Origin of the sequence: Dietzia sp. SLG310A2-38A2, from assembly GCF_014145095.1 — a bacterium.
Lineage (GTDB): Bacteria > Actinomycetota > Actinomycetes > Mycobacteriales > Mycobacteriaceae > Dietzia.
In genome coordinates, this window is sequence record NZ_JAALDX010000124.1 from 1 (window position 1) to 5260 (window position 5260).

7 protein-coding genes are annotated in these 5260 nt (G+C 70.3%); 4 read left to right on the forward strand and 3 right to left on the reverse strand.

The features are described 5' to 3' along the window. The 3 genes from G6027_RS04650 to G6027_RS04660 all read left to right on the forward strand — a co-directional run. The coding region (locus tag G6027_RS04650; protein ID WP_182635826.1) for an ATP-binding protein at positions 1–978 on the forward strand (978 nt) is incomplete at its 5' end. Further along, positions 975–1748, forward strand: a complete 774-nt coding sequence (locus G6027_RS04655; protein WP_182635828.1) for a response regulator transcription factor — start codon at positions 975–977, stop codon at positions 1746–1748. The genes G6027_RS04650 and G6027_RS04655, both read left to right, overlap by 4 nt. A 116-nt stretch (positions 1749–1864) precedes the next feature. After that, complete coding sequence (locus tag G6027_RS04660; protein ID WP_182635830.1) at positions 1865–2482, forward strand: GDSL-type esterase/lipase family protein; 618 nt, start codon at positions 1865–1867, stop codon at positions 2480–2482. On the opposite strand, the gene G6027_RS04665 is transcribed toward G6027_RS04660, so the two are convergent. Next, the gene (locus G6027_RS04665; protein ID WP_182635832.1) at positions 2479–2880 is read right to left on the reverse strand and encodes a DUF6157 family protein; all 402 of its coding nucleotides are present in this window, start codon (positions 2878–2880) and stop codon (positions 2479–2481) included. The genes G6027_RS04660 and G6027_RS04665 overlap by 4 nt on opposite strands. Positions 2881–2999: 119 nt before the next feature. On the opposite strand from G6027_RS04665, the gene G6027_RS04670 reads away from it, so the two are divergent. Continuing rightward, entirely contained in the window at positions 3000–3143 is a 144-nt protein-coding gene (locus G6027_RS04670; RefSeq protein WP_182635834.1) for a hypothetical protein, read from the forward strand. Positions 3144–3158: 15 nt separating this feature from the next. Here G6027_RS04670 and G6027_RS04675 read toward each other — a convergent pair whose 3' ends face one another. Further along, a complete protein-coding gene (locus G6027_RS04675; RefSeq protein ID WP_182635839.1) occupies positions 3159–4112 on the reverse strand; it encodes an L-lactate dehydrogenase in 954 nt (317 codons plus the stop codon). Between the two features lie 129 nt (positions 4113–4241). Continuing rightward, on the reverse strand, positions 4242–4964 hold the full coding sequence (locus G6027_RS04680) for a DUF2254 family protein (RefSeq protein WP_241726826.1): 723 nt from the start codon (positions 4962–4964) through the stop codon (positions 4242–4244). Positions 4965–5260 lie beyond the last annotated feature (296 nt).

Sequence of the window (5260 nt, forward strand, 5' to 3'; positions counted from 1 at the left end):
CAGGAGGGGGCCGCCTCCGCGGACGCGCGGGAGCGGCGGCGCGGCATGGCCCTGGCGGTCGTGGCGCTGGTGGGGTCGGTGCTGTCGTTCATGGTGACCACCGCGACGGGACTGCACGTGATCGTGCCCGTCCTGATCGTGGCCCTGGGGGCCGGGCTGGTCTGGCAGCAGTACGACGGCGGGGGACGAGTGGCTCCCCGGTCCGTCTTCGACTGGGCCAGGGTCACCGCCGGTGCGACCCTCGTCGTCGTCGGACTCGCCGTCGTCGTGCTGGGGCAGGTCGAGTTCGCCGCCCTGCGGTCGTCCTTCCTGGCGGTGCTGGCGACCCTCGTCGGAGTGGTGCTGCTCAGCGTCCCCGTGGGGCTGCGGCTGTGGCGGTCACTCGAGGAGGAACGTGCGGCCCGCATCCGGGAGGCCGAGCGCAGCGACATCGCCTCCCACCTCCACGACTCCGTGCTGCAGACGTTGGCGTTGATCCAGAAGCGTTCCGACGACCCCGCCCAGGTGTCGCGGCTGGCCCGTCGGCAGGAGCGCGAGCTGCGGCAGTGGCTCTTCGGGGCCGGGTCGCGCATGTCCTCGGGTGCGGCCACCGTCGCGGGGGCCGTCGAGGTGATCGTCGGGGACGTCGAGGACGCCTACGGTCTGCGTGTGGACCAGGTGGTGGTGGGCGGGGACGGCCCGGGGGGAGACGCCGAGAAGGCGGTGCTGGGCGCCGTCCGCGAGGCCCTGGTCAACGTGGCCAAGCACGCCGGCGTCGACACCGCCGACGTGTTCGTGGAGAACGACGGACAGGTGCTCAGCGCCTTCGTCCGGGACCGCGGCTGCGGCTTCGACCCCGACGACGTGGGCGATGATCGACACGGGTTGTCCCAGTCCATCCGGCACCGTGTCGAGAGCCGGGGTGGCAGCGTGACGGTGCGCAGTACGCTCGGTCGCGGAACCGAGATCGGGATCGAGATGCCGCTGGAGGGCGAATGACGGACGAGCCGGTGGGTGGCGTCAGGGTGTGCCGGGTATTTCTCGTCGACGACCACGCGGTGTTCCGCAGCGGTGTCCGGGCCGAACTCGCCGGCCAGGCCGGCATCGAAGTGGTGGGCGAGGCGGGGTCGGTGGCCGAGGCCGTCGCCGGGATCGGTCGGGTACGACCCGACGTGGTCCTGCTCGACGTACACATGCCAGACGGTGGCGGGGTCGCCGTGCTGCGCGCGGTGCTGGGGGCCGACCCGAGCGGTGTTTCCGGCAGGTCCGGCACGTCCGATGCGTCCGTCGCGCCCGGCACCGCCGGCGCGTCCGACGCGTCCGACGCGCCTGTGTCCACCTTCCTCGCACTGAGTGTCTCCGACGCCGCGGAGGACGTGATCGCCGTGATCCGCGGCGGGGCGCGCGGATACGTCACCAAGACCATCTCCGGTGGGGAGCTGGCCGACGCCGTGCGCCGCGTGGCCGACGGGGACGCGGTGTTCTCCCCGCGCCTGGCCGGGTTCGTCCTGGACGCGTTCGCCCGTGCCGCGCCCGGACCGGAGGATCGGGGTGAGCCCGTCCACGACCCGGAGGTCGACTCCCTCACTCCTCGGGAGAAAGAGGTGCTGCGGTTGTTGGCACGCGGTTACACCTACAAGGAGATCGCCGAGAAGCTGTTCATCTCGGTCAAGACCGTGGAGACGCACGCCTCCAACGTGCTGCGCAAGACCCAGCAGTCCAACCGGCACGCGCTCACCCGTTGGGCGCAGTCCCGCCACCTGGACTGACGCGCGACGCCCCCACCCCGCGCCTGTTCATCGCGAAGAGCGTTCCGCACACATCGCCCGGGAGTGGGGTGTGCGGAACGCTCTTGGCGTTGACGCCGGCCAGCTACCGTGGCGTCGTGAGCGAACCGCGCGACCTCCCCGTCTGCATCATCGGTGACTCCTTCGTGGCCGGGTACGGCGACGAGACCGGCCGTGGATGGACCGCGCACCTGGTCGAGGAGGGTGCCGGGGCGGGCCTGAGCCTCCACACCACCGTCGCGGGGATCGGCGGGGACACCTCCGAGATGATCCTGGCCCGCTGGGACGAGGTGGACCGCCGACGGGCCGCGTTCCCGACCACGGCGGTGATCGCGGAGTTCGGCGTCAACGACGTGATGGAGCACGAGGGTGCCCTTCGCGCCGAGGAGGCGGGCACGGTCGCGGCCCTGCGGGGGATGATCGCCCGTGCTCCCGAGGGGCGGTTCCTGGTGGTGGGGCCGCCACCGGTCATGTGGGAGCAGGTCAACGAGCGGATCGCCGCCCGTGCCGCGGCCATGGCCGCGGTGTGCGCCGAGGCCGGGGTGCCGTTCGTGCCGACCTTCGATTCCCTGCGGCCCGGCGGTGCGTGGATGCGCGAGGTCACGGCCGGCGACGGGGCACACCCCGGCCCCGCGGGGTACGAGGAGTTCGCCCGGGTCATCTCCGGCCCGGTGCTCGGGTGGCTTCGCTCCCTGCCGGACGTCGAGCCGGGCTAGCGGGAACTCTTCATGGCGGTCCTGATCGTCACGGACGGGTCGGCCTGCAGTTCGGCCAGACGGTCCGAACCCATGGGCAGCAGCGCGATCCTCCCGCCGGAGTCGAAGTGCATCGCCCAGCCGTACGTCTTGGTCAGCGGGGAGGTGCGCAGGCACGGTTGACCCTTGGCGAAGAACCGCTCGCGTTCGGCCGCACGGTCGGCCTCCCCGATGCCCTTGCGAGCGCAGTGGACGTCGAAGAGCAGGTCGTCGCTCGTCCAGGTGTAGTCCGCACCCGAGAGCCTCTCGTACTGCAACTCGGCGATCGAGCGTTTCCCCGCCGGCGGCGCCGTGGCCGTCTCGGCCCGGGTGTCGGGTGCGGGCAGGATCAGTGTGTCGGTGTAGTCGGTGCTGTGCATGGCGCCCTCCTGTTTCCCGTGGTGACCGCGATGGTGTGTTCTCCGTCGCGGTCGGGGCCGGTGGTCTCCGGTAATCTGAGTATTGCCGCACGCCCCGTACGGCGGCAGGAGGATGAATCATGACGAGTCCGCAGAACCCTGACCGCATCGGCGAGCATTCCGAGGAGCCCGCGGACAAGGCCCGGTATGACCACGACGACGCGGTCGCCGACGAATGGGGGGACGAGTCCTTCCCGGCCAGCGATCCCCCCGCGACCCCCTGACCCCGAAACCCTGACTCAGCGCAGTATCTCGAACTGCTCCGACACCGCCCGCAGCGCAGACGCGCTGCGGGCGAACTGTTCGGTCTCGGTGGCGTCGAGTTCCAGTTCCACCACGCGCTGGACGCCGGTCCGGCCGATCACCGCGGGGACGCCGATGAAGATGCCGTCCTGTCCGTACTCGCCCCGCAGCAACGTGGAGACGGGTAGCGACACCTGCTCGTTGCGCAGGACGGCGCGGGTGATGCGGGCGAGGCCCATGCCGATGCCGTAGCTGGTGGAGCCCTTGGAGTCGATGATCCGGTAGGCGGCGTCCCGGGTCTCCGTGAAGATCTGGGCCAGTCGTTCCCGCGTGGCAGGGTCCCCGTCGAGATCCCGGCGAAGTGGCACCCCGGAGACGTTGGCCGACGAGAAGACCGGCAGTTCGGTGTCGCCGTGTTCGCCGATGATCGAGGCGTGCACGCTCATCGGGGCGACGTCGTAGTACTCGCCCAGCATGAACCGGAAACGCGCGGAGTCGAGGATCGTGCCGGAGCCGATGACCTGTGCGGAGGGCAGGCCGGAGTAGCGCCACGAGGCCTGGGCGAGGATGTCCACGGGGTTGGTGGCCACGAGCAGGATGCCGTCGAAGCCGGTCGCCATGACGTCGCCGACGATCCCCTCGAAGATCGCCATGTTCCTGCCGACCAGGTCGAGCCGCGTCTCGCCGGGGCGCTGGGCGGCGCCGGCGCAGATCACCACCATCGTGGCGTCCGCGCAGTCGTCGTAGGTGCCCTCCGTGACGAGGGTGGGGGAGGGTGCCCACACGACGCCGTGGTTGAGGTCCATGACCTCGCCGACCAGTTTGTCGTGGTCGATGTCGATGATGGCCAGGTGGTCGGCCAGGCCCTGGTTGACGAGCGCGTAGCCGTAGGCGATGCCCACGTCCCCCGCGCCGATGAGCACGATGCGGTTCCCGATGGAAGCTTTCATGCTCGCCAGGGTAGGGCCGTGGGATGGCCGTCCGGGCGACACCGGGTGAACGCGGGCCCCCCACCTGGCCCTGTCACTTGGCGCTGCCACCTGGCCTTGTCACCTTGCCCTGTGGCCCGGCTCGACGCGTTATTCGGCGGCCTCGAGCACGGCGCGGTGACGACGCTCGATGGTGCCCTCGTGGTCGACCAGCTGCAGGTACCCGCCCTTCTCCGCGAGGAGGGTCTCCGCCTCCGCCCAGAACTCTTCCTGCGGCGGCGACTGCACGTTGCGCTCCGGGTCGGTGATCTCGGTGGCGTTGAGCAGGGAGGACCGGAGGTCGGCGGTGAGGAGGTTGACCACGCGGGTGGTGTTGATCGAGCCGGTGACATGGCCGATGAAGTACACGAGTGCGCCGATACAGCAGAGCGCCAGGACGAGCGCAAGGGTGACGTTGTAGTGGGGGACGAACGGTGCTCCCTCGTCGCCGCCGGTGACTGTGCGCAGGCTGTAGAGACTGAAGGCGAAGGTGGAGATGAAGACACCCAGCGTGACCTGGTTGCCGCGGTCCTCGGTGAAGTTCTGGAGTAACCGCGGACCCATGGTGCCCGCGGCGTAGGAGAGGGCGGCGATGGTGATGGAGAAGACGGTTCCGCCCACACCGATGGAGCTGCTCGCCACGGCGGCGAGGATGCTCCGGGAGCCGTCCACGCCGCCGCCGTAGAGCCAGGCGGCTGCGTCGTCGCTCGTCCCCGGATTGGTGGACAGCCACGTCCCGAGCTGGGCGAGGGCCAGCGCGACGAGAGTCATGACGGCGGGCAGGAACCAGAAGCGCCGGCTGATCTGACGGAATCGGAAGCGTAGTCCGGCCATGCCTCTCCTCTCGATGGTCGCCACAGCGTATCCGTTCGGTCCGACGGAGACCTCCGCTCGGACGTGTCGAACAGGTGTTCTTGCGCCGTGTCGTACCGGTGGTGTTCACTGATCGCGTACTCGAAAGATCATTCGATTCACGCAGTGTGCGGCGTGTCGGCCCGGGCGGGAGTTGGCGGTGATGGTAATAGACACCTCTGTCGTTGATCTGTCCGGCCTCGGCACGGCGGACCGCGTCGCTGAGCTGCGGCGCCGACTGGCCACGATGCCGGGTGGGGGCCCGCCCGCCGCCGCGC

Excerpts from the sequence above, each read along its gene's own strand:
- G6027_RS04655 (WP_182635828.1), top strand. The coding sequence starts at position 975 with ATGACGGACGAGCCGGTGGGTGGCGTCAGGGTGTGCCGGGTATTTCTC.
- G6027_RS04665 (WP_182635832.1), bottom strand. The coding sequence starts at position 2,880 with ATGCACAGCACCGACTACACCGACACACTGATCCTGCCCGCACCCGAC.
- G6027_RS04670 (WP_182635834.1), top strand. The coding sequence starts at position 3,000 with ATGACGAGTCCGCAGAACCCTGACCGCATCGGCGAGCATTCCGAGGAG.
- G6027_RS04675 (WP_182635839.1), bottom strand. The coding sequence starts at position 4,112 with ATGAAAGCTTCCATCGGGAACCGCATCGTGCTCATCGGCGCGGGGGAC.
- G6027_RS04680 (WP_241726826.1), bottom strand. The coding sequence starts at position 4,964 with ATGGCCGGACTACGCTTCCGATTCCGTCAGATCAGCCGGCGCTTCTGG.